The sequence below is a fragment of the Chitinophaga eiseniae genome (assembly GCF_012641265.1).
Taxonomy (GTDB): Bacteria; Bacteroidota; Bacteroidia; order Chitinophagales; family Chitinophagaceae; genus Chitinophaga; species Chitinophaga eiseniae_A.
In genome coordinates this window covers 838,121-858,518 of record NZ_JABAHZ010000001.1, presented here as the reverse complement: position 1 = coordinate 858,518, position 20,398 = coordinate 838,121, and the positions used below count along the sequence as shown (strand labels likewise).

Below are 20,398 nucleotides of genomic sequence, written 5' to 3'. Positions count from 1 at the left end.
ACCACCTTTTACATTTGCCACATGACAACGATAACAGGCATACATCATGTGGCCATACAGGCAAAAGACTACCAGGCTACCATAAAATTTTACGAGGCGCTGGGGCTGAAACGCTTTCACAGCTGGGCGCTGCCAGAATTTAATATTGAATACGCCGCGCTGCTGAATATTCCGGGCACCAGCTCTTACGTTGAAATATTCGACAAAAATGCTAACGTGGCTACACAGGGTCGCCGGCCAATAGCGGGCGAAACGCCTGTTAGTGGCGCATTGCTGCACCTGGCATTCACAGTGAGTAATGCCGCTCAGGCGTATGAAGATGCCCTGGCATTAGGCGCCGCCAGTTGTATCCCGCCTGCAGCGCTGCATTTAGGCGAGCCGGTACTAAGTATTCGTAATGCGCTTGTTTACGGCCTGGATGGTGAAGTAATTGAATTCATTGAGCCGCATGCGTTAACTGTTATGGCGTAAACAATCATTTCTGTACTTGTAATGACATACGCCTTTGTGGTTACTTTGTGCTGTAAAAACAGCTCAACAGTATGGAAAAGATAGTACAGCTCATCAATCCCGAAGGATTATACGATCCAACACCTAATGCGTATTCACACCTGGCCGTGGTGCCCCCGGGTCACACTTTGGTATATGTAGCAGGACAAGGTGGAGAAACCATTACCGGGCATCTGGTCAATGATTTTCGCACACAGGTAAAACAAGCGTTTGAGAACCTGGCGATTGCCCTGGCTTCGCAACAGTTAACGCTCCAGGATGTCATAAAACAAACCACACTGGTAGTAGCTCATGATATGGAGAAGTTGAAAATATTGTCGGAGGAGACGCTGATAATCTGGCCCAACAAAAAATTCCCGATCAATACATTAATTCCGGTGCCCAGGTTAGCCCTGGATGGTATGTTAATTGAGATCGAAGTACTGGCTGTAAAGCGGCAGTAGAATATCATTAGTAATTTTTTGCGCCGGTGGAGGATATCCATCGGCGTTTTTTATTTGACACAAATTCTATGGATCCAGGAATGGGATAGATGTCGCGATTCCGTCCAAAACGAATGCGCTGAGAGTGAAATATACGATAGTTGGTACAGGTATTATCTTTTTATTCAATTCTCAGCGCATTCATTTTTAATGATATAAGAGGGATGGACGCCTAAAAATTCAAAATCGCCCCATGAGATTAGAGACTTTCCAGTACTCTTTAAAGGGTTGAAATTATTCCTATAATTTATATTATGTTAAATAAAACAATTCAGTTTATATCTAATGATAATAACATAACTATCTCCTACGCTTAGCCGTTACTTAAAACGACATAAGCATTCCAACCTCCGTAGCTATTGCCAGGGAGCCGTTGCTGTTAGTAAGATGTTTCTTTGCTGAAATACTATGAGCTGACAACCTTCCCGGTAGCAGCATCCAATGTAAATGGCCGCCAACCGCCCGGAGGATCCCACTCTCCGTCCGCGTTAATGTGTTTACCCTCGAATGAATTAATAATTACACCGTCAACAGCCAGGTTGTCGTTATGCCAACGTACCTGTCCCTGCTTATCGATACAATAAATACCTGTGGAGTCTGTAACGAAGAAATGACCGTTATTCTCGCGGCAATGGCCAAAATAGCCATTCAACGCAAGCCGTAAGAGATTTGACTGCTGTTGCAGATCATACAGGTAAAAAAAGTCTTCATGTCCTATTACCAACAGCTGATCCGCCAAAAATGCCTGCCAGCCATACTGGCCTACCTGAAATTGAGATCTGATCTCATAAACGCTTTTAATATCAGTATCTTCGTATACCACATATACAAAATTGGCCAGTTGCCTGGTATCTTCGCCTGAAATCAATATGGGTGTACAATCTGCAGGCAGTACGTTCGAGAAATAAAATCCCAATTTACTGTTGCCACGTGAAGCCCGATCTAATTGTTTTTTTATTAAATAAGGAGATATAAGCCCTAACAGGAAACCACTTACTAAACCGCCTATGTGTGCAGCATTGTCCACCGCACCGGTCAGCCCGACTAACAGGTTAATGCCAACAAACGTCAGTATAGAGATTAAAAGCGCTTTTCGTGTACTCGTATCCGTTGGGAATTTCTTTACAAGCAAGAGCGCCGCCAGCACGCCTGCCAGCCCAAATATAGCGCCCGATGCACCCACGCCTATTACATCCGGCCGCCAATAAACACTGACAATAGTGGCAATAACGCCTGTTAATATGTACAGGAACAGAAAATAATAACTTCCAACTACCTCTTCCAATAATACACCTACCAGCATCAATCCAACCATATTGGAAAACAGGTGCATTGCGCCTCCATGCAGAAAAATACAGGTTAGTAACCGCCACCATTCCCCGTGCAACGTCAACGGACCAAAATTAGCCCCCCAGGGTAGCAAGTCTGTTGCATGGAATGATATAACCCCGATTCCGGCAAATACCATAGCCACCCAAATCAGTACGTTGATACCCCCCAATAAAGGCGTCATAAAAAAGCCTTTCCGGGGCCGTAAAGTTTGCCATAATTCCACCCAAAGGTCGTCTGAGGCTTCCCTCCAGCGTGTCTTCACTGGCTCTTTTAACCCTGGAATCAATACCATAATAAACCATAATGGGATAACGACAATCAGGGAAATTAAAAACGCGTGAAGTGAAGCATTATCTTTCTACGAAAAAGATGTGTTCTTAGGCAACAGCAAAACAGGCGCCGCATCGTCGTTATATTTGTTACTCTTCTTTATTACCTTGCGAAGCCCGTCTCTATCATCATTATTTTCGGCGCGCTTCAGGAAAGAAAATTGTGTAACATCCAGGGAATCAAAAGCCGCCTCATTGTCAGCTAAAAATTGTTTGTAAGCCAACTGCTTCTTTTCATCACTAAGGCGGTTACTAATACTTTTCGTGTATACAATAGTCAATTCCCGCCTGGTGTTTATCAATATAAAAATGATCCAGTTGGTAATACCTGGACAACGGTTGTTTGATCTCGTTAATATTATTGAGCTTTGTAAGCTTGCCTGTAGCCGATACCATGTAATACTGGGCAATGACCAATGGGGCCATGATAAATATCCAGGCGGCTATCTGATAGAGGAAATATCCAGTATCCTTTTTGTTATCGAGGTTTAGCCGCTTTATCCGGGGACGCAGATACACGATAATCGCCACACCCGCTAATAGCATAGGTATAAATAACTGGTGTATATCGTCGCGGATCAATGAAACATCCCAATACACAAAGATCAACCAGTTCAGGAAGGTATAACCAACTAATAATGAGACTGTAATTAGTAAAAAAGGGAGAAATGCTATTTTAAACTTAGTCAACAACTTTTTCATGATATAGGTCCTGCTTCCTGTAAAGATACAAGATCTATATCTTCCGGTTATTCCTGTCACACAGGCTCATGATAAGATTATCATCATATCGTTTAACCTATACCGTAGCCGCAGCAGGCTGCTTCGTTTTTACGTTAATGCTGGTGCGACTAATATAAGGCGTTATCACAATTAAGAGCATTAATATCATTATCAGGATGGCGATCAGCTCATAGTAGTCCATTGCGTATTTCAGGAAGGCTTGTTTTTGGATGGCTTTATCCAATAAACCCGGCGCCAGCCGCGCTGCCTGGTCTACCATTAATCCACGGGACTGCAGCGCCGCCTGGTAAATTTGTAAACGTTCTGCCAAACCATTATCTACCCTGGATACACCGTCGCTGAGTCGCGTGGCGTGCGTCCTGGTAAAATAAAGCGAGAAATAATTGATCAGCGCCGTACTTAATCCAAAGAATGTAAAACGGATAAACACTCCGGCGGTGGAAGCGGATACGCTAATGGCTTCCGGCACGGACGAAATGATAAATAATACAATCGGCGTAAGCAACATCCCTGCTCCCATTCCCTGTAGCAGCAGTGGCAATATAAAAGTAGCCTCGTCTACCTCAGACGTAAACAGGAAGTACATGACACTGTGAAATACCAATAACAGGAAAAAGCCTACCAGCCAGATGAATTGTAAGGGGCGCTTTTTTATAACCAGTCTCGCTGCAATAATGGCTCCTATCACAATCCCCACCAGGTTATAGCTCAACAGCTCATACGTATGCAACGGGTCCATTCCCAATACATTGGAGAAGTAGCTGGTGGTAATATTAAACGCGCCGCGGATCAGGTACAGGCCGCCCAGTAAGGTAATTCCAAATATAAATGATCTGGATTTGAATACCTCCATATTAATGAACGGGCGCTTGCGATGCAATTGCCTGACCACAAACGTAGCGGTCAGCAATACAATGCCAATGACGCTTCCAACAATCCGGGGATCCTGTAGCCAGTAATATTGTTGCCCGTAGATCAATATATACCCCAATAAAATAAGCATCGGCGCATATAGGAAGAAGCTGGTCCAGTCGAGCTGGTAAAGCGGTACCCGGCGCACAAGGTGCACCCGGTTCATCAACAACAATAACAAGGTAGCTCCCGGTACAAAGGTGTAAATGACCATCTTATACAACACATTGTACTCAAAATCGTCTACCAGCGGGGCAGTGATCAGCGAAGTTAAAGAACCCGAACAAAGGATCATCCCGTAAAAAATGGCGTAACCGGTTTCACGCGCGTGCTCCGACTTCAGCCTGCTAAACAACAATGTTAAACAGATGCTGGTGACGCCACAGTTAAGAATACCTTGTAAAAAACGGCAGATAAAAAGCACTGCCACTTCCCTGGTATGATAACACCAGTAAGTAACGATTACCTGCAACACCAAACAAATCAGGAAATATTCCTTGGTAGCGATGCGGCTGAAAAAGCGTTTTTCCAACGGGGTAAAAGCCACCAGGGCGGCATAATACAAGAGCATGGAAAATTGAATATCCTGGGGTTCGGCGCCATAAAATCCCGTAGCTGCGTTCACGTTAGCCGTCGATAACGCAAATAGCATCACTGTTGGAAACAGCACCAGGAAAATTGTCAACCGGATCAACCATTCAGGCACCCAGGAACGAAATATCTGTTTACTTTGCCCCATAGTTATTGACGTTCTTTTGCGACGGACACATTCACATTCATCCCGGCCGACAGCTGCTTCAGCTCTTCCGGTGTGCCGCTGAGGCGTATACGTACCGGGATGCGCTGGGCTATTTTTACGAAGTTACCGGTGGCATTGTCCGGCGGCAACAGTGAAAACCGGCTGCCAGTGGCGCCGGATAGCGATTCGATTTTTCCTGTGAGTTTCTTTCCGGGGAAAGCATCCACTACTATGCTCGCGGTTTCACCGATATTCATATGGCGGATCTGTGTTTCTTTGAAATTGGCCACTACCCATTTGCCCGCTTCCCAGTCTACAATATAAGCCAGCACCTGCCCTGCCTGCACCAGCTGCTTGGGTTGTATGGTGCGGCGTCCCATTTTACCGTTATAGGGCGCTGTGATAATGGTGTAGGATACGTTAAGATCATTTTTGGTCACTACGGCTTCTCTCCTCTTTATTTCTGCATTCAGGGCGCTCTGCTGTACCCTGGCATCATTGATCTTAGCCAGCGATGCCTGGTAGGCATCCTCCGCGGTTTTGTAATCAGAACGGGCTACTGCCAACGCGGCCTCTACTTTCTCCAGCTGTTGTTTGGTGGCAGATTCTACATCATATAATTTTTTGTAACGATCATATTCCTGTTCCTGGTTTACAAGTTTTGCTTTGGCCGCCGCTATCTGCGATTCGTATACCCTGGCTGTCTGCGCCGAGGTAGTAACACTGCTTTCCAGCACAGTTACCTGCGCACGGGCGTTGAGCAACGAGGCTTCCGCTTCTTGTTGTTGCGCGGCATATTCGCTGTTATCTATGATAATCAACGTATCACCTTTTTTTACCTCCTGGTTTTCTTCATAGCGGATCTCTTCTACATAGCCGGTTACCTTGGCTACAACGGGATTAATGTACTCGTCGATTTGTGCATCGTTGGTTTCCTCAAACTTCCAGTGCTGCAACAGGGTGCTTATCCCCCAAATACCCAGGCATACTACCACGATCGCAGCAATGATAGTAGTAATACGGGAAATGAGTCTGTCGGTTTTGTTAGTAGTGGTGTTGGTGTTCGTCTTGTTCATATATTAAAGGTTGCCTGTTGCTTTCAATAATTGATAGTATTGTAATTGTGCGGTTACTTCAGCTGTGGTCAGGTCAAAGCGGGACTGCAGCAGTTGCGTTTCTGCGTCCAGCAGATCTGTGAGCAAAGACAGCTGATTGAAATAGGTATTATTGACAATCCGGAAATTCTCTTTTGCCTGTGTGATATTGTCGTTGGCTACCTGGATGCGTGTTAACGCCTCTGTGTAGCGCAGGTAGGCAGCTTGTACCTCCTCGCGCACCTGGTCTTTGGTATCGGCATGTTCTATTTCCTGGCGCTCCAGGTTGATCTTTGCTTCCTGCTTTTTATGCTTATTCTGATAAAATGCGGAGATGGGAACCGCCGCTTTCACTCCCGTTTGTCCCAGTCCATATAACGCGATGGAGTAAGGATAAAAAAGTATCTGGGGATAGGTGTAGGCGTACTCCGCATACAATCCTACTTTAGGGAGTATGTTACTTTTTACATCCTTCAGTTTCAATTCACGCAATGCGGTTTCCTTCTCTGAAATCTTAAAGACAAATGAGTGCTCGTAAGCATCAGCAAGATAGTCTTCGTAGCTGCGTACCGGCGCCTGCGGCACTACCAGTGTATCAAGGGATAGCTGGTTATTGCTGCTGTCTGGCTGACCAATCATGATATTCAGCCGCTGGTTGGAGATCTGTATCCCATTCCGTATTTCGAGCAGGGTCATTTTTTGTTTGGATAGCATCAGCTCGGCCCGAAGTACATCACTTTTCAATACCACCCCATTCTGGTGCAGGTGGCGGATTTCCTCCAGTTGCTTTTCCCTTTCGGCGATATCCTGCAACAATACTTTTTCGTATATCCGTCCCCGGTAGATATCCAGGTAGGCTGCTGCCGCTTTATAATGTATTTCTGTAACAGTAAGATTTTTTTGTTCTGTGGCCAGTTCCGCTTCGGTTTGCCTGGCCTTGATTTCCCGGGATGTTTTTCCCCCGTTATATACATTCAGGTAGGCATCTGCCCCAAACTGGTAATAAGCATGCACCACGGGATATTGCGTGGGGGAATGTAATAATCCGTCCTGGTAGATAGCGAGATTGGATACGCGGGCATATAAGCCACTGGCTTTCACTTCTGGTAAACGCTCATCCCTGGCTGTTTTAGTACGTTCGTCCATACTTTGTACATGGAGATACTGCATTTGCAATTGCCGGTTGTAAGCATCAGCTCTTTTCCATACATCCGTTAACGTTAGGGTGTTCTTCTCGGGGGCCTGACTAAGGGCTGTCTGTGTGGTGAAAAGTGCAATCAACACCCCTCCTGCCAGCCACTTATTAGTAATTCTAGACATATTTATAGTGATGAAGATGCAAAGTTCCAACCCGATTAGTTAATTTATTTTCTATAAATTGCCATAAAATTGTTAGATCCGGCCAAATGAGCGATTTTGATCCACTACTGATATTGAACGCTGTTGATGCCATCCCGGAATCAGCCTATGTATGGCATTGGAAAACAGAACATCATTTTTCCTCCCATAAGCATAACAAAGGACAGCTCACCTATGTTGAAGGAGGCGCTGCTTTTTTATATACAAAAGATAAAACCTACTTTCTGCCCGCCCGGCACTATATGTGGGTGCCCGCAGGAGTAGAACATTATTTTCAGCACCGGTACCCGGCGAATTTTGTACGTACTATTTATTTTTTCAGTGAGCCGGAAGACCAGGACGATCCTTTTTATACCAAGACAGGTATTTACCCGGTCAGCAACCTGCTGCTGGAAATGATCCTGCATACAGCCCAATGGGACGGAGACATATTGCCGGGCGATAAGCGCTTTACATTCATTAAGGCCATCAAGGACATGCTGCCTGAAATCAGCTCCGTACCCCTTCCTATTACTTTGCCCACTACCGATAATCCCCGGTTGCAGCCCGTGCTCAGGTATATACAGGAAAACCTTGCTGAGCCGCTTACCCTGGAATCGGTGGGACATGCATTCAACTACAGCGAGCGTACATTGACAAGACTTTTCCGCGCCACCATGGACATCTCTTTCTTTCAATACCTGAAGCTGGCCCGGATGATCAAAGCCATGGGATACCTGCTGGAGACAGAGAAAACCATCAATGAAATAGCCTGGGATACTGGGTACAACAGCGTTTCTGCATTCAGCAATACTTTCTTTAAGCTGGTGGGAAGAAGGCCTAGTGATTTTCAGCAGTAACCAGGCAGCCTTGCTCCACTCATCCTAAAGTATTTGAATTTATGCGGCTTTTGCATAATCTTTAAATCCAATCAAGATCCGATCCATGAATATAATGAGCAAGCAACTGATGCTATCGTTATTGCTGTCAGGCACTTTTGGACTGTCACAGCTACAGGCACAACAAAAAAACACGAAGCCGCCGGTACCTTCTAAAGAAAATGCACCGCAGTACGGAACTGTTATTCTCAACCCGGATACAACGGTCATCACCTACCACGATGTTACGGTGAAAGGCCAGAAGATCCCGTATAAAGCGATTGCCGGTACACAGCCTGTATGGGACCAGGACGGAAAGGTATTGGCCGGGCTCTTTTATACCTATTATGAAAGAACAGATGTCAAAGACCGCGCAAACCGTCCCCTGGTTATTTCCTTTAACGGTGGTCCGGGTACGCCTTCCGTATGGATGCAGATTGCCTATACCGGTCCCCGGTTGTTGAACATCGACGATGAAGGCTATCCCGTACAACCTTACGGCATACACGAAAATCCAGAGTCTATTCTCGATATTGCGGACATCATTTATATAGATCCGGCCAACACTGGTTTTTCGAGAATCACCGGCAAAGATGTACCCCGTGAAAAGTTCTTTGGCGTAAATGCCGATATCCGCTACCTGGCCGAATGGATCAATACTTTTGTCTCCCGCCAGAACAGGTGGGCTTCTCCTAAGTACCTGATTGGGGAAAGCTACGGTACCACCCGGGTATCGGGACTCGCGCTGGAATTGCAAAATGCACAATGGATGTACCTGAACGGCGTAATCCTGGTATCGCCCACAGAATTGGGCATATCGCGCAACGGTCCGGTAGATGCCGCCCTGCGCCTGCCCTATTTCGCAGCCACTGCCTGGTACCATAAGGCATTGTCGCCCGATTTACAACAAAAAGACCTTTCCGCCGTACTTCCGGAAGTCGAAGACTTTACCATCCATGAGCTGATACCCGCTATCAGCCAGGGAGGCTTTCTCGACGATCAGCAGCGTAAGGCCATTGCCGCCAAAATGGCCCGCTATTCCGGTCTGTCAGAGAAAGTAATATTGCAGCACAATCTCAATGTACCGCCTAATTTCTTCTGGAAAGAATTGCTGCGGGACAAAGGCTATACCGTGGGTCGCCTCGACTCCCGCTACCTCGGCATGGACCGGGAAGATGCAGGGAACGGCCCGGATTACAACGCAGAACTTACCTCCTGGTTACATGCGTTTACACCCGCCATCAATATTTACCTGCGGCAGGAACTGGATTTTAAAACTGATCTGAAATACCTGATGTTTGGGCCTGTGCATCCATGGGATAGTAATAATGATAACACCGGGGAAAACCTGCGCCAGGCCATGGCTGCCAATCCTTACCTGCATGTCATGATCCAGTCGGGCTACTATGATGGCGCCTGCGATTATTTCAATGCCAAATACAGCATGTGGCAAATGGACCCGGGCGGCCGCCTGAAAGACAGGCTCTCCTGGCATGGCTACCGCAGCGGACATATGATGTACCTGCGTAAAGACGACCTGGCTACCGGCAACAACGATATCCGTGCTTTTATTAAGGCATCGATGCCCAAATCCGGGCAGCCGGCAAAGTATTAAGGAGAGCTGAAAACATAAAATTACTATCATTGCAGCATGTTGGACAAACAACGTATAAGAAGGATCCTGACATATGCAGCGAAATGCGTAACCGGCGTACTATTGGTACTGGGGTTATCCTGGCTGACGGGATATGAAGATGTCATCTGGGTATTAATTTCTGTAATGCTGGTGCTATCGCCGGACGGTTCAGACGCGGTAACGCTGGCGGTTACACGTATAAAGGCCAACGTAGTAGGCGCCATTTCGGGATTTCTGCTGATACTTGTACATCCCAACATGCTGCTGATGATGTGTGCGGCGGTATTTATCACTGTGGTGATCTGCAACCTGCTGAAGCTGGAAGCGGCTACCCGAACCGCGTTGGCGGCTACTATCATCGTGATGACCCACGAAGCCGGCGCCCACGCCTGGGATACAGCGGTTGCCAGGGTATTATCGGTGCTCGCCGGTTGTTTGTTAGGCTTAGTGATCACTTTCCTTTTCCATAATAAGTATACCCGTCAAACTGCCGAAATAATACTCCCCCGAACCCCGGATCGTGGCGGGGAATAGGCAAGTACAGATTTCCTACAGAATTGGCCGCTATTTTTGGGCGATTAAGGAGAGATATGAAGAAAATGATATTTTCAGCGGGACTGGCTTTAGGCGCCTTTACCTTCTCTGATAAAGCAATTGCCCAGGAGATTGATTCCCTTCCTTCCCAGTTTGATTCATCGCATATTGTAACAGCTGTTCCCTCGCCCCGCCAATTGGGATGGACGCCCCCTGAACGTTTTCACAGCACAGTGGCAGGTATTGCTATACCGGCAGTGATGCTGGGATATGGCTTTATTGCATTGAACAATCCTACCTTACGGGATGTGAATACCAGCACCAAGACAGAAGTAAAAGAAGACCACCCTACCTTCCGCACGCAAATTGATAATTACCTGCAATATTCACCTGTAGCAGCAGTGTACGCGCTGAATGCCCTGGGTATACATGGTAAGCACAACTTCCGTGACCGTACCATCATCCTCGGACTGGCAGCTGTGTTTACAGCCGGTACTACTGAGGGGATCAAGCACTGGACACATGAAGAACGCCCCGATGGCTCCGATTTTCTTTCTTTTCCCTCTGGACATACGGCTACCGCCTTTGCTTCTGCTGAATTTCTCCGGCAGGAGTATAAAGATGTATCTCCCTGGTATGGCATTGCCGGATACGCCGCCGCTGCTGCCACCGGAGCATTACGGGTATACAACAATAAGCACTGGGTAAGCGATGTGGTGGCCGGGGCAGGTTTAGGTATTTTAAGTACCAAAGCAGCCTACTGGGTATATCCCTGGATACAGCAAAAACTGTTTAAAGGTAAATCTGAACACGCCGATAAAGTGGTGATGCCTTATTATAATCCTCAGTTTCATAGCGCAGGACTTAGCTTTATCTTCTTTCCCCGCTAACAACCATACATGATAAATATATTCTATACAGAAAATACCACTAGCTTAAAAGGCTATTGATACTGTGCACATTGTATTAAAGAAAATCAAAAAGTATTAAAAGTGGAGTATATGGGGGTTAACCCCCTAAAGCTGACCTGGCTACAAACACCTGTTTTTGGCAATGTGGCAAAGTTGCAGGATTCTGTCGATAAATTTTGTGATTTAATTGTTAACGTGAGAAAAAAGATCCATTTTGTAGCCATCCTATGAGAACGGTATCCTGTGTAAATCTGTTTTTTGTTAACATTGGATTTACAGTTGCACTAATGAATCCGGCTATTTTAGTGTTATCAAATTGAACATTTAAATATCACCAAACCTGCTGTAGTTAACGATGTAAATCTGACTCCCATGTTTCTTTCTACTACCCTCAAAACCTGTTAATCATGTACATTCCGGTCATTATTTTTTCCTTTTTCACCCTATGGTATATTCATTTCAGAACCCGTAGTTTCCGGCAGGCCCGCATTAAAGAAAAACGGTTAAAGCCTGTTCCCGGAGAAGATGCGATACACACCGTACGCATTGTTGGCATTTCCAATAGTGTATTCAGTGTTTCCAAATATCTCCGCAGCGTTAAAAACCTCTCCGATAAACGATTTATGACCGTGGCGGTGGACCAGGTAATTACCACCGCGATGGGCACTACACGGCAGGCCCGCCTGATTGAAAACCTCGCACCCGGGGAAGAGCGCCGGCTTGGACACAGCGATCATGTCCGCGAAGGGAAATACCAGATCTATATCGGCTATGAAATACTATGGGCAAGATATATACCCGCACCGGCACATTATAAAGGAAAAGCGAAAGAACCGTACGTCCCCGCCAGGTTATACAACGACCTGCTTCACCAGCATCAGCACTCCCTGATACAGGCCATGGAAGCCAGGAAGGACCTTTTATCGTGATAACTGTTCTTCCTTTCCGCCAAAGAAACTTAGCCAGACCATTGTGAAAAAAACGCCTAATACAGCGCCTGCCGTTACATCCTCCAGGAAATGCTGACTCATATACATGCGGGAATATCCTACCAGCATGGCCAGCGCCAGGTATAACAACGACCAGTACCTGTTACGTGCATAGTAGGCCAATACCGTAGCTGCTGTGAAAGCACAAATGGTATGACCGGAAGGAAAACTCCTGAAATTATCGAGCACCTGTACACCAGGTACAAAATAGATATCGTGCAAACGATGTGCGAAATAACGGTGTGGACGGGGAAACCCGATCCATATCTTCAATACGCCGCCAATAGCAGCCGTAAAAAGATAAGCCGAACCAAGTACCATACCTATACGCCTGTGGAATACCAATAACGCCGCACTTAAGAGGATGGCAGCCACCGTACTGCCCAATTCGGTGATATACGGGAATAGCAAGTCCCCTGCCGGGGTATGTAAATGATTGATGAAAAAATAAGCAGTAGTTCTGCTCACCGTCAAGCGGGCCAGCAATATTCCTAACAGCACGGTTATCAGTGGCCATAAAAAAAGCGTTAGCCGCAGGTATACCTGCTTAAAGCGCTCCAGAAAAACACGCATGAATTTACGACTGGGTTAAACGGCGATGGTAATTGATCTGGCCGAGATGGTAATTAAGATGGGTGCACAGGTGTACGAGGAAATGCCCGGTAGACATAGTTCCGGAAAATACCTTCTCCGGGTACAATTTCTCCAGGTCTTCTGCTTCCAGGTCGGCAATCACCGTCAGTGTAATACGGCGGGTAGTACCTATCAATACCAGCAAATCTTCCCTGGCAATGTTCCTGTCGCGGAATTCCCGGTCGCGGTCCCGCAGGTAGCCCGTTTTCCCAAGTATAGCGCCTACAAAATGCTGCAGGTTACCGCACAGGTGCAGGCACAGGGTTCCTGCTGAATTGCTGATACCGGCAGGCACCTTCCAGATCCCTTCCTGGGTTTCATAAGCAGCGATCTCCTGTTCCAGTTTGCTGAGATCCCGCTCAAATAAATTGATTAAAATACTGGTAAGCATAATCTAAAGATAGCGAAAGATTCACATTGCCGCGGCAAAGGGCATAACGGCAATGCGAATCCTGTCAAATATTGCAGTACCTAATGGGAAAGGTCTATTTTACACTAAAGAGCGGCTGTACATCGAGCATTGCTTTCTGGTAAGCGAGATCAAAAGTCTCCCATTTACCACCAATACCAAAGCGATAGTTGGCGCCATCGATCACACTAAAAGACGCCACTTTTTTGTTGAATCCATGTTTGGTTCTCTGGAAGTCTGTAATATCCGATAAAGAGAATTCAATCGCTTTCTTGTTGCGGGTAAGCAGCCAGCCAATGACACCAAATAAGAGAAACATCAGCATCGGTTTGGCTTCAAAAACAATTCGTTCGTTGGTCAGGTACAGGGCTCCCTGCTTAGCATTCCAGCTGTTCTTGATGTAAACTGCATTCACTTTGTACAAAATGGTTTCCTGTGGGTTAAGGGGCCATTTAACTTTGATGGTTCGTTGCATTGATTAACAATATGGTTAGCCGCAAAAATATAATATTATTGTGAATCTAAATAACAGACCATGATCCTGACATCGATTCTCGACAATGACTTCTACAAATTCACCATGCAGCATGGAGTGGTTAAACTGTTTCCCAAGGCGCGTGCCCGTTATACCTTTATCAACCGGGGCAAGCATTCGTTTCCTCCTGGCTTTGCGGAGGCATTGAGAGCGGCGGTGAATGATATGGCCCGGTTACAGCTAACGGCAGAAGAAAAAGAATTCCTGCAGATCACCTGTCCCTACCTCGATCCTACTTACCTCGATTTTCTCCAGGGATACCGCTACAATCCTTCCGAGGTGCATATTGCGCAGCATGGGGAGGAACTGGAAGTACATGCCGATGGATACTGGTACCGGACCATTCTTTGGGAAGTACCATTGATGTCGCTGATCTGTGAATTGTATTATCAGCTTACAGGACAGCAACGGGTTAGCGATGCAGAAGTAACCCGGATTACCCGGGAGAAAATTGAAAAATATAAGCAGATGGGTATTACCATCGCCGATTTTGGCACCCGCCGCCGGCACTCCCTGGCAGTACATCAATTGGTGGTGAAAGCCCTGCGGCAATATGGGGAAGGATGTTTTATCGGCACCAGTAATGTGCACCTGGCCATGCGCAACGGGGTGAAGCCGGTAGGTACCCATGCACACGAATGGTTTATGTTTCACGCGGCCAAATACGGTTTTAAAATGGCCAATATGCTGGGGTTGGAAAACTGGGTACACGTATACCGGGGAGATTTGGGTATTGCCTTATCGGACACCTATACTTCGGCCGTTTTCTTCGAACAGTTTGACAAAAAATTCGCAAAACTATTTGATGGCGTACGCCACGATAGCGGCGACCCAATCTTGTTTGCAGAACAAACCATTGCCCATTACATCAGTAAAGGCGTGAACCCGCTCAGCAAAACGATCATTTTCTCAGATGGACTGAACTATGATAAAGTAGCGCATATCGCTGACTATTGTCGCGGTAAAATAGGCATGTCGTTCGGTATTGGTACCAACTTCACCAACGATGTAGGGCTTACCGCGTTGAATATCGTTATCAAAATGTATGAGGCCCTGCCGGAAGACGCGCCCAGATGGACACCGGTAGTGAAGCTGTCTGATGTAAGCGGTAAATATACCGGGGACGAAAAAATGATTGAACTGGCGAAGGAAATGCTGGCCATATAAATCTCAAAATAAAAAATCGGTCACGTGATATCACGTGACCGATTTTTATTTTAAAGTCTTCTAAACGCTTACCAGCTTCCCAATCCAATGCCGGTATCTCCCTGGGAAACATCTCCTGATTCAAATCCTTTTTTAAACCAGAACATGCGTTGAGCAGAGGTACCATGGGTAAAGGCATCCGGTACCACTTGGCCGGTGGCCGCCTGTTGCAGGCGATCATCACCTACAGCGCTGGCAGCACTTAACCCCGACTCTATATCTCCCGGATCCAGGAAGGGTTTGATTTTATTGGCGCGGTTAGCCCAAACTCCTGCCAGGAAATCGGCCTGTAGTTCCAGCATCACCGACAGTTTATTATATTCTTTTTCGCTCAGCCTGGAACGCATTGCCTGCATTTTTCCGCTGATGCCCAATAGATTTTGAACGTGATGACCTACCTCATGGGCAATTACATAAGCCTTGGAAAAGTCGCCCTTCACCCCAAAACGTTGTTCCAGCTCGTCAAAGAAGGAAACATCCAGGTATACCTTACGATCTGCCGGGCAATAGAAGGGGCCCATGGCCGATTCTGCAAAGCCGCAACCAGACTCCGTTCCTTTTTCAAAAGATACCATACCAGGTATTTCATAGGTTTTGTTCCTTTCCTGGAATTCCAGCTTCCATACCCGCTCTGTGCTGTGTAATACTTTGGAAGACATGATCTCAAAGGGAGAAGCATTTTCTTTGGTCAGTTTCTCCGAGGTACCCTGTCCCTGACCGGGGCCTTGTGCCTGTTGTACCGCCTGCATCACCTGCTGAGGGTCCTGCTTAAAGAGCAGCGCCAGCACTATAATGATAATACCGCCAATTCCGCCGCCAATACCAATGTTGCGCATACCGCCACCGGTACGTTTCTCGACGTTGTCGCTCATTTCTTCATCATCAAGACGCATAGTAGATCTAAAATTTAAGGGTGAAGTTTCTTACCCCGAATGTACATTTTTCTTTCATATGTAGGGCTTTTATGCTAAACAAAAACATCCCGGTGCTGTTATTATTGGAGCACCTTTCTTAACGCCAAAATACCATCGTATGCAAATCAAACAAATCCTGCTGGCTTCCCGTCCCCAGGGGTTACCAGACGATCATACCTTTAACACCGTTAAAAGCAGTCTCCGGGAACCCCAGCCCGGAGAGGTACTGGTAAAACCGCTTTACTTTTCGGTAGATCCGTATATGCGTGGACGTATGAATGACGCTAAATCCTATATCCCGCCCTTCCAGGTAGGAGAGCCTATTGAGGGGGCAGGCGTAGGGGAAGTCATTACCAGCAGGGACGATCAATTCAAAACCGGTGACCTCGTCATGGCTACAGGCGCCCGTCCTTTTTTGCCCTGGGCCACGGCAGCTATCTTTCCGGGTACCCATCTCCGGAAAATTGATAACAGCATTCCTCCTACCTACTATCTGGGCCTCCTGGGCGTACCGGGATTAACGGCCTATTTTGGCCTGGTAGATATCGGTAAACCCAAAGCGGGTGAAACCGTGGTGGTATCCGGTGCTGCCGGCGCGGTAGGAATCATCGTGGGACAAATCGCCAAAATAATGGGCTGCCGGGCGGTAGGTATCGCCGGAGGCGCCGAAAAAGTAAAGCTGCTCACAGATACCTTTCATTTCGATGCCGCTATTGACTATAAAGACAACCATAACCTGGATGCCGCCATTGCCGCGGTATGCCCTAATGGCATTGATATATATTTTGATAACGTCGGGGGCGAAATTTCCGACGCGGTGATGAAGCATCTGAACTTCTTCGCCAGGGTGCCGCTCTGCGGACAGATAGCATTGTACAACGTTACCGAAGTGCCAATTGGTCCCCGTATCCAGCCATTCATGGTTACGCGGAGTATATTGATGCAGGGTTTCACGATTGGCAATTACTCCGCCCGGTTCGGAGAAGGCGTGAAACAACTGTCGGAATGGATAAAGGCGGGCCAGATAAAATATACCGAAACCGTGGTAGAAGGTTTCGACCAGTTACCCGCTGCTTTACTGGGATTATTTTCCGGGAAAAACAGTGGTAAGATGGTAGTGAAAGTGTAATTTTACGTATGACAAATGCTATTGTTCATACCCGCGTCAGAAAAGTAGCTGTGGCAGGATTCACCGACACCAACGATATCCTGGCTACAGAAGATCCGCTCGAAATCAGGCTGGTACATGGGCCTTCTCATAATCGCCGGCAGCAAAACATATCCGTTACCATGCGTACGCCCGGCAACGATATGGAACTGGCTGCCGGCTTTTTATTTACAGAAGGCATCATCTCCCATAGTGATGATATCCAGGAAGTTATTTTATCATCTACCGAAGATGGCGACATTGCCACCGTGCACCTCAAACCTTCGGTCAACGCCCGGCTGGGACAAGTGCAACGCAATTTTGCCGCTACAGCCGCCTGCGGCGTTTGTGGTAAAACCAACCTATCATCCATTCGTACAGGCGTGAGCGTTAGTGAACATACTTTCACCCTGACCACCCCTTCCCTGCTCCGGCTTCCGGACTTACTCCGGCATCAGCAATCCGTATTTGACAGCACCGGAGGCCTGCATGCCGCCGCCTTGTTCAACGACAGCGGGCAATTATTGCTGCTGCGGGAAGATATTGGCCGGCACAATGCGGTCGACAAAGTAATAGGCGCTGCCATGCAGCAATCACCGATGTCTTTGCAGCAATATGGTTTGCTCCTCAGCGGACGTGCGGGATTTGAGCTGATCCAGAAAGCAGCCATGGCCCGCATACCGGTGATCGCCGCTATCGGCGCACCTTCCAGCCTGGCAGTAAAAATGGCGGAGCAATGGAATATTACCCTCGTAGGTTTCCTGAAAGAAGATCGTTTTAACATCTATAGCGGCGCCGCCACTATTGATGTTCCACAAAATACCACCCAACATGGATAGCGCAGAAAATCCCGTAAAGTTTACCGGCATTAAGCTCGGACCACCAAAAACAGTCGCAGCGGGCATCCCGGCAGTAATATCCAGTATGCGGCACGTGCTGGAAGAAATGAATGCCTTTCGCGGCATGAAAGCATTACTGAAACTGAACCAGAAAGACGGGTACGACTGCCCCGGCTGCGCCTGGCCCGATCCAGATGATGAACGATCCGGGATCGCCGAATACTGTGAAAACGGCGCTAAGGCTATTGCAGAAGAAGCTACCACGAAGAAACTCACGCCCGACTTTTTTGCGCAGCATAGCATCGCAGCACTCGGCGAACTAACCGATTATGAAATAGGTAAAAAAGGCAGGATAGCCCAACCCATGTACCTGGCCGAAGGAGCTACCCACTATAGCCCCATCTCCTGGGAAAATGCCTACCAGTGCATTGCCGCTCATCTCAGGCGCTTATCCTCACCCGACGAAGCCGTATTTTATACCTCCGGCAGAACCAGTAACGAAGCCGCCTTTCTTTACCAGCTAATGGTACGGGAATATGGTACCAACAACCTGCCCGACTGTTCCAACATGTGCCACGAGTCCAGTGGCGTAGCACTCAACGACTCCCTGGGCATAGGAAAAGGATCTGTAACCCTGGAGGATATTCACGAGGCAGAAGTGATTATTATACTTGGGCAAAACCCGGGCACCAATCACCCCCGCATGCTCACGGCCCTTCAGAAAGCCAAAGCGAACGGCGCAACGATTATTTCAGTTAACCCGCTCAAAGAAACAGGACTACTTAACTTCCTTAATCCGCAAACGGTAAAGGGAGTCTTGCAGATAGAAACACATCTCACCGATATTTTTCTACAGGTAAAGATCAATGGCGACATGGCGTTGGTTAAAGCCCTGTCCCTGCTGCTGTTACAGGAAGAAGAACGTCATCCGGGCACAGTATTTGACAACGCATTTATTGCCAATCAAACCAACGGATTCGACAACTATATCCAGCACCTGAAAACACAGCAGCTATCACAGCTGATGGCCGACAGTGGCGTAGATCCGGTACTGATAGAAGCCGCTGCGGCGGCCCTCTTCCATAAAAAGAAAATCATAGCCTGCTGGGCTATGGGCCTTACCCAGCACAAAAATGCCGTAGATACCATCCGGGAAGTGGTAAACCTGCTATTATTGAAAGGCAGCATAGGAAAGCCGGGCGCCGGAACCTGTCCCGTACGCGGCCATAGCAACGTGCAGGGCGACCGTACCATGGGCATTTACGAACAACCTGCTGATGCCTTCCTTGACAATATACAGGCGGTATATGGCTTTAATCCACCCCGCGCGCACGGGTATGATGTGGTGCATGCCATCCACGCCATGTACAAGGGCCAGGCAAAAGTGTTCGTGGCTATGGGAGGCAATTTTCTCTCTGCTACACCTGACACTTTATATACAGCTGCCGCACTGCGTAACTGCGACCTTACCGTACACGTATCTACGAAATTAAACCGCAGCCACGTTGTACATGGTAAAGAAGCCATTATACTGCCATGCCTGGGCCGCAGCGACAAAGACCTGCTGCACGGAGAAGCCCAGTTTGTTACCTGCGAAAATTCAATGGGCGTTATTCAAATGTCGAAAGGGAACCTGCACCCGATATCTGAGCACCTGAAAAGCGAGCCCGTCATCATCTGTGAGCTGGCGACAGCATTGTTCGGAAAAGATTCCCGTGTACCATGGAATGATTATGCCAAACATTATGATCATATCCGTAACGATATTGAAAAGGTAATTCCCGGCTTCGATCAATATAATCAACGAGTAAGGCATCCGGGGGGCTTTTACCTGCCCAACGGCGCCAGGAAAGGGCAATTCAATACCCTTACCGGTAAAGCTAATTTTAATATTGCGTCCGTACTCAAGACACCACTTGCTGCCGGCGAGCATATGATGATGACAATTCGCAGCCATGACCAGTTTAATACTACCATCTATGGTCTGGATGACCGTTACCGTGGCGTATACCATGAAAGGCGGGTGATATTCATGCATCCGAAAGATATTGCTGACGGCGGATTTCAGCCAGGCCAGGTAGTGGACCTGTATAACTATCATGGGCAAACGGAGCGCGTGGCTTATGGCTTCATTATTGTAGCCTATGATATCCCGGAAAAATGTACCGCTACTTATTTCCCGGAAACCAATGTGCTGGTCCCTGTTGACAGTGTGGCAGACAAAAGCAACACGCCCACTTCCAAACTGGTGATCATTCAAATAAAATCATCTGACATAAAAAATTAG

At 47.3% G+C, this 20,398-nt stretch carries 20 protein-coding genes; 11 read left to right on the top strand and 9 right to left on the bottom strand.

What is annotated here, in order from left to right; translation table 11 throughout:
* Positions 1 to 21 precede the first annotated feature (21 nt).
* On the top strand, positions 22 to 471 hold the full coding sequence (locus tag HGH91_RS03495) for a VOC family protein (protein WP_168737057.1): 450 nt from the start codon (positions 22 to 24) through the stop codon (positions 469 to 471).
* 71 nt (positions 472 to 542) lie between these two features.
* Positions 543 to 953, top strand: a complete 411-nt coding sequence (locus tag HGH91_RS03490) for a RidA family protein (protein WP_168737056.1) — start codon at positions 543 to 545, stop codon at positions 951 to 953.
* Positions 954 to 1,398: 445 nt separating this feature from the next.
* Here HGH91_RS03490 and HGH91_RS03485 read toward each other — a convergent pair whose 3' ends face one another.
* The 5 genes from HGH91_RS03485 to HGH91_RS03465 form a co-directional block, all read right to left on the bottom strand.
* On the bottom strand, positions 1,399 to 2,586 hold the full coding sequence (locus tag HGH91_RS03485) for a rhomboid family intramembrane serine protease (RefSeq protein WP_168737055.1): 1,188 nt from the start codon (positions 2,584 to 2,586) through the stop codon (positions 1,399 to 1,401).
* A 319-nt stretch (positions 2,587 to 2,905) separates the two neighbouring features.
* A complete protein-coding gene (locus tag HGH91_RS03480) occupies positions 2,906 to 3,355 on the bottom strand; it encodes a hypothetical protein (protein WP_168737054.1) in 450 nt (149 codons plus the stop codon).
* Positions 3,356 to 3,452: 97 nt separating this feature from the next.
* Positions 3,453 to 5,048, bottom strand: a complete 1,596-nt coding sequence (locus HGH91_RS03475) for an MFS transporter (protein ID WP_168737053.1) — start codon at positions 5,046 to 5,048, stop codon at positions 3,453 to 3,455.
* 2 nt (positions 5,049 to 5,050) lie between these two features.
* Positions 5,051 to 6,124, bottom strand: a complete 1,074-nt coding sequence (locus HGH91_RS03470; RefSeq protein WP_168737052.1) for an HlyD family secretion protein — start codon at positions 6,122 to 6,124, stop codon at positions 5,051 to 5,053.
* A 3-nt stretch (positions 6,125 to 6,127) separates the two neighbouring features.
* Positions 6,128 to 7,462, bottom strand: a complete 1,335-nt coding sequence (locus HGH91_RS03465; RefSeq protein WP_168737051.1) for a TolC family protein — start codon at positions 7,460 to 7,462, stop codon at positions 6,128 to 6,130.
* An 86-nt stretch (positions 7,463 to 7,548) separates the two neighbouring features.
* Here HGH91_RS03465 and HGH91_RS03460 point away from each other — a divergent pair, with 86 nt between their 5' ends.
* From HGH91_RS03460 to HGH91_RS03440, 5 genes are all read left to right on the top strand, one after another.
* Entirely contained in the window at positions 7,549 to 8,340 is a 792-nt protein-coding gene (locus HGH91_RS03460; protein ID WP_168737050.1) for an AraC family transcriptional regulator, read from the top strand.
* Between the two features lie 85 nt (positions 8,341 to 8,425).
* The gene (locus tag HGH91_RS03455) at positions 8,426 to 9,973 is read left to right on the top strand and encodes a S10 family peptidase (RefSeq protein WP_247651642.1); all 1,548 of its coding nucleotides are present in this window, start codon (positions 8,426 to 8,428) and stop codon (positions 9,971 to 9,973) included.
* A 36-nt stretch (positions 9,974 to 10,009) separates the two neighbouring features.
* On the top strand, positions 10,010 to 10,528 hold the full coding sequence (locus tag HGH91_RS03450) for an FUSC family protein (RefSeq protein ID WP_168737049.1): 519 nt from the start codon (positions 10,010 to 10,012) through the stop codon (positions 10,526 to 10,528).
* A 56-nt stretch (positions 10,529 to 10,584) separates the two neighbouring features.
* Positions 10,585 to 11,418 carry a phosphatase PAP2 family protein gene (locus tag HGH91_RS03445; RefSeq protein ID WP_211092185.1) on the top strand — a complete coding sequence of 278 codons (834 nt, stop codon included), beginning with the start codon at positions 10,585 to 10,587 and terminating at the stop codon, positions 11,416 to 11,418.
* Between the two features lie 428 nt (positions 11,419 to 11,846).
* Positions 11,847 to 12,368: a hypothetical protein gene (locus HGH91_RS03440; RefSeq protein ID WP_168737048.1), complete on the top strand. Its 522-nt coding sequence runs from the start codon at positions 11,847 to 11,849 to the stop codon at positions 12,366 to 12,368.
* Here the strand turns inward: HGH91_RS03440 and HGH91_RS31175 are convergent.
* The 3 genes from HGH91_RS31175 to HGH91_RS03425 all read right to left on the bottom strand — a co-directional run bounded on the left by HGH91_RS31175 (position 12,360) and on the right by HGH91_RS03425 (position 13,945).
* Entirely contained in the window at positions 12,360 to 13,001 is a 642-nt protein-coding gene (locus HGH91_RS31175; protein WP_168737047.1) for a phosphatase PAP2 family protein, read from the bottom strand. The two genes, HGH91_RS03440 and HGH91_RS31175, sit on opposite strands and share 9 nt — an antisense overlap.
* 4 nt (positions 13,002 to 13,005) lie before the next feature.
* Entirely contained in the window at positions 13,006 to 13,452 is a 447-nt protein-coding gene (locus tag HGH91_RS03430) for a DinB family protein (protein ID WP_168737046.1), read from the bottom strand.
* 94 nt (positions 13,453 to 13,546) lie between these two features.
* Positions 13,547 to 13,945 carry a GRAM domain-containing protein gene (locus HGH91_RS03425; protein WP_168737045.1) on the bottom strand — a complete coding sequence of 133 codons (399 nt, stop codon included), beginning with the start codon at positions 13,943 to 13,945 and terminating at the stop codon, positions 13,547 to 13,549.
* 60 nt (positions 13,946 to 14,005) lie between these two features.
* Between HGH91_RS03425 and pncB the strand changes: the two genes are divergently transcribed.
* Positions 14,006 to 15,172: a nicotinate phosphoribosyltransferase gene (pncB, locus tag HGH91_RS03420; RefSeq protein ID WP_168737044.1), complete on the top strand. Its 1,167-nt coding sequence runs from the start codon at positions 14,006 to 14,008 to the stop codon at positions 15,170 to 15,172.
* 68 nt (positions 15,173 to 15,240) lie between these two features.
* On the opposite strand, the gene HGH91_RS03415 is transcribed toward pncB, so the two are convergent.
* On the bottom strand, positions 15,241 to 16,104 hold the full coding sequence (locus HGH91_RS03415; protein ID WP_168737043.1) for a neutral zinc metallopeptidase: 864 nt from the start codon (positions 16,102 to 16,104) through the stop codon (positions 15,241 to 15,243).
* A gap of 139 nt (positions 16,105 to 16,243) precedes the next feature.
* Between HGH91_RS03415 and HGH91_RS03410 the strand changes: the two genes are divergently transcribed.
* From HGH91_RS03410 to HGH91_RS03400, 3 genes are read left to right on the top strand one after another with little or no spacing between them, the layout of a single operon-like run.
* On the top strand, positions 16,244 to 17,254 hold the full coding sequence (locus tag HGH91_RS03410; RefSeq protein WP_168737042.1) for an NADP-dependent oxidoreductase: 1,011 nt from the start codon (positions 16,244 to 16,246) through the stop codon (positions 17,252 to 17,254).
* A gap of 8 nt (positions 17,255 to 17,262) precedes the next feature.
* Positions 17,263 to 18,111 carry a formate dehydrogenase accessory sulfurtransferase FdhD gene (fdhD, locus tag HGH91_RS03405; protein WP_168737041.1) on the top strand — a complete coding sequence of 283 codons (849 nt, stop codon included), beginning with the start codon at positions 17,263 to 17,265 and terminating at the stop codon, positions 18,109 to 18,111.
* The gene (locus tag HGH91_RS03400) at positions 18,104 to 20,398 is read left to right on the top strand and encodes an FdhF/YdeP family oxidoreductase (protein WP_247651641.1); all 2,295 of its coding nucleotides are present in this window, start codon (positions 18,104 to 18,106) and stop codon (positions 20,396 to 20,398) included. The genes fdhD and HGH91_RS03400 overlap by 8 nt, the downstream gene beginning before the upstream one ends.

Coding starts and splice junctions, on each gene's coding strand:
- HGH91_RS03470 (WP_168737052.1), bottom strand. CDS start 6,124: ATGAACAAGACGAACACCAACACCACTACTAACAAAACCGACAGACTC.
- HGH91_RS03425 (WP_168737045.1), bottom strand. CDS start 13,945: ATGCAACGAACCATCAAAGTTAAATGGCCCCTTAACCCACAGGAAACC.
- fdhD (WP_168737041.1), top strand. CDS start 17,263: ATGACAAATGCTATTGTTCATACCCGCGTCAGAAAAGTAGCTGTGGCA.
- HGH91_RS03410 (WP_168737042.1), top strand. CDS start 16,244: ATGCAAATCAAACAAATCCTGCTGGCTTCCCGTCCCCAGGGGTTACCA.
- HGH91_RS03480 (WP_168737054.1), bottom strand. CDS start 3,355: ATGAAAAAGTTGTTGACTAAGTTTAAAATAGCATTTCTCCCTTTTTTA.
- HGH91_RS03495 (WP_168737057.1), top strand. CDS start 22: ATGACAACGATAACAGGCATACATCATGTGGCCATACAGGCAAAAGAC.
- HGH91_RS03445 (WP_211092185.1), top strand. CDS start 10,585: ATGAAGAAAATGATATTTTCAGCGGGACTGGCTTTAGGCGCCTTTACC.
- HGH91_RS03400 (WP_247651641.1), top strand. CDS start 18,104: ATGGATAGCGCAGAAAATCCCGTAAAGTTTACCGGCATTAAGCTCGGA.
- HGH91_RS03450 (WP_168737049.1), top strand. CDS start 10,010: ATGTTGGACAAACAACGTATAAGAAGGATCCTGACATATGCAGCGAAA.
- HGH91_RS03430 (WP_168737046.1), bottom strand. CDS start 13,452: ATGCTTACCAGTATTTTAATCAATTTATTTGAGCGGGATCTCAGCAAA.
- HGH91_RS31175 (WP_168737047.1), bottom strand. CDS start 13,001: ATGCGTGTTTTTCTGGAGCGCTTTAAGCAGGTATACCTGCGGCTAACG.
- HGH91_RS03415 (WP_168737043.1), bottom strand. CDS start 16,104: ATGCGTCTTGATGATGAAGAAATGAGCGACAACGTCGAGAAACGTACC.
- pncB (WP_168737044.1), top strand. CDS start 14,006: ATGATCCTGACATCGATTCTCGACAATGACTTCTACAAATTCACCATG.
- HGH91_RS03455 (WP_247651642.1), top strand. CDS start 8,426: ATGAATATAATGAGCAAGCAACTGATGCTATCGTTATTGCTGTCAGGC.
- HGH91_RS03490 (WP_168737056.1), top strand. CDS start 543: ATGGAAAAGATAGTACAGCTCATCAATCCCGAAGGATTATACGATCCA.
- HGH91_RS03475 (WP_168737053.1), bottom strand. CDS start 5,048: ATGGGGCAAAGTAAACAGATATTTCGTTCCTGGGTGCCTGAATGGTTG.
- HGH91_RS03465 (WP_168737051.1), bottom strand. CDS start 7,462: ATGTCTAGAATTACTAATAAGTGGCTGGCAGGAGGGGTGTTGATTGCA.
- HGH91_RS03460 (WP_168737050.1), top strand. CDS start 7,549: ATGAGCGATTTTGATCCACTACTGATATTGAACGCTGTTGATGCCATC.
- HGH91_RS03440 (WP_168737048.1), top strand. CDS start 11,847: ATGTACATTCCGGTCATTATTTTTTCCTTTTTCACCCTATGGTATATT.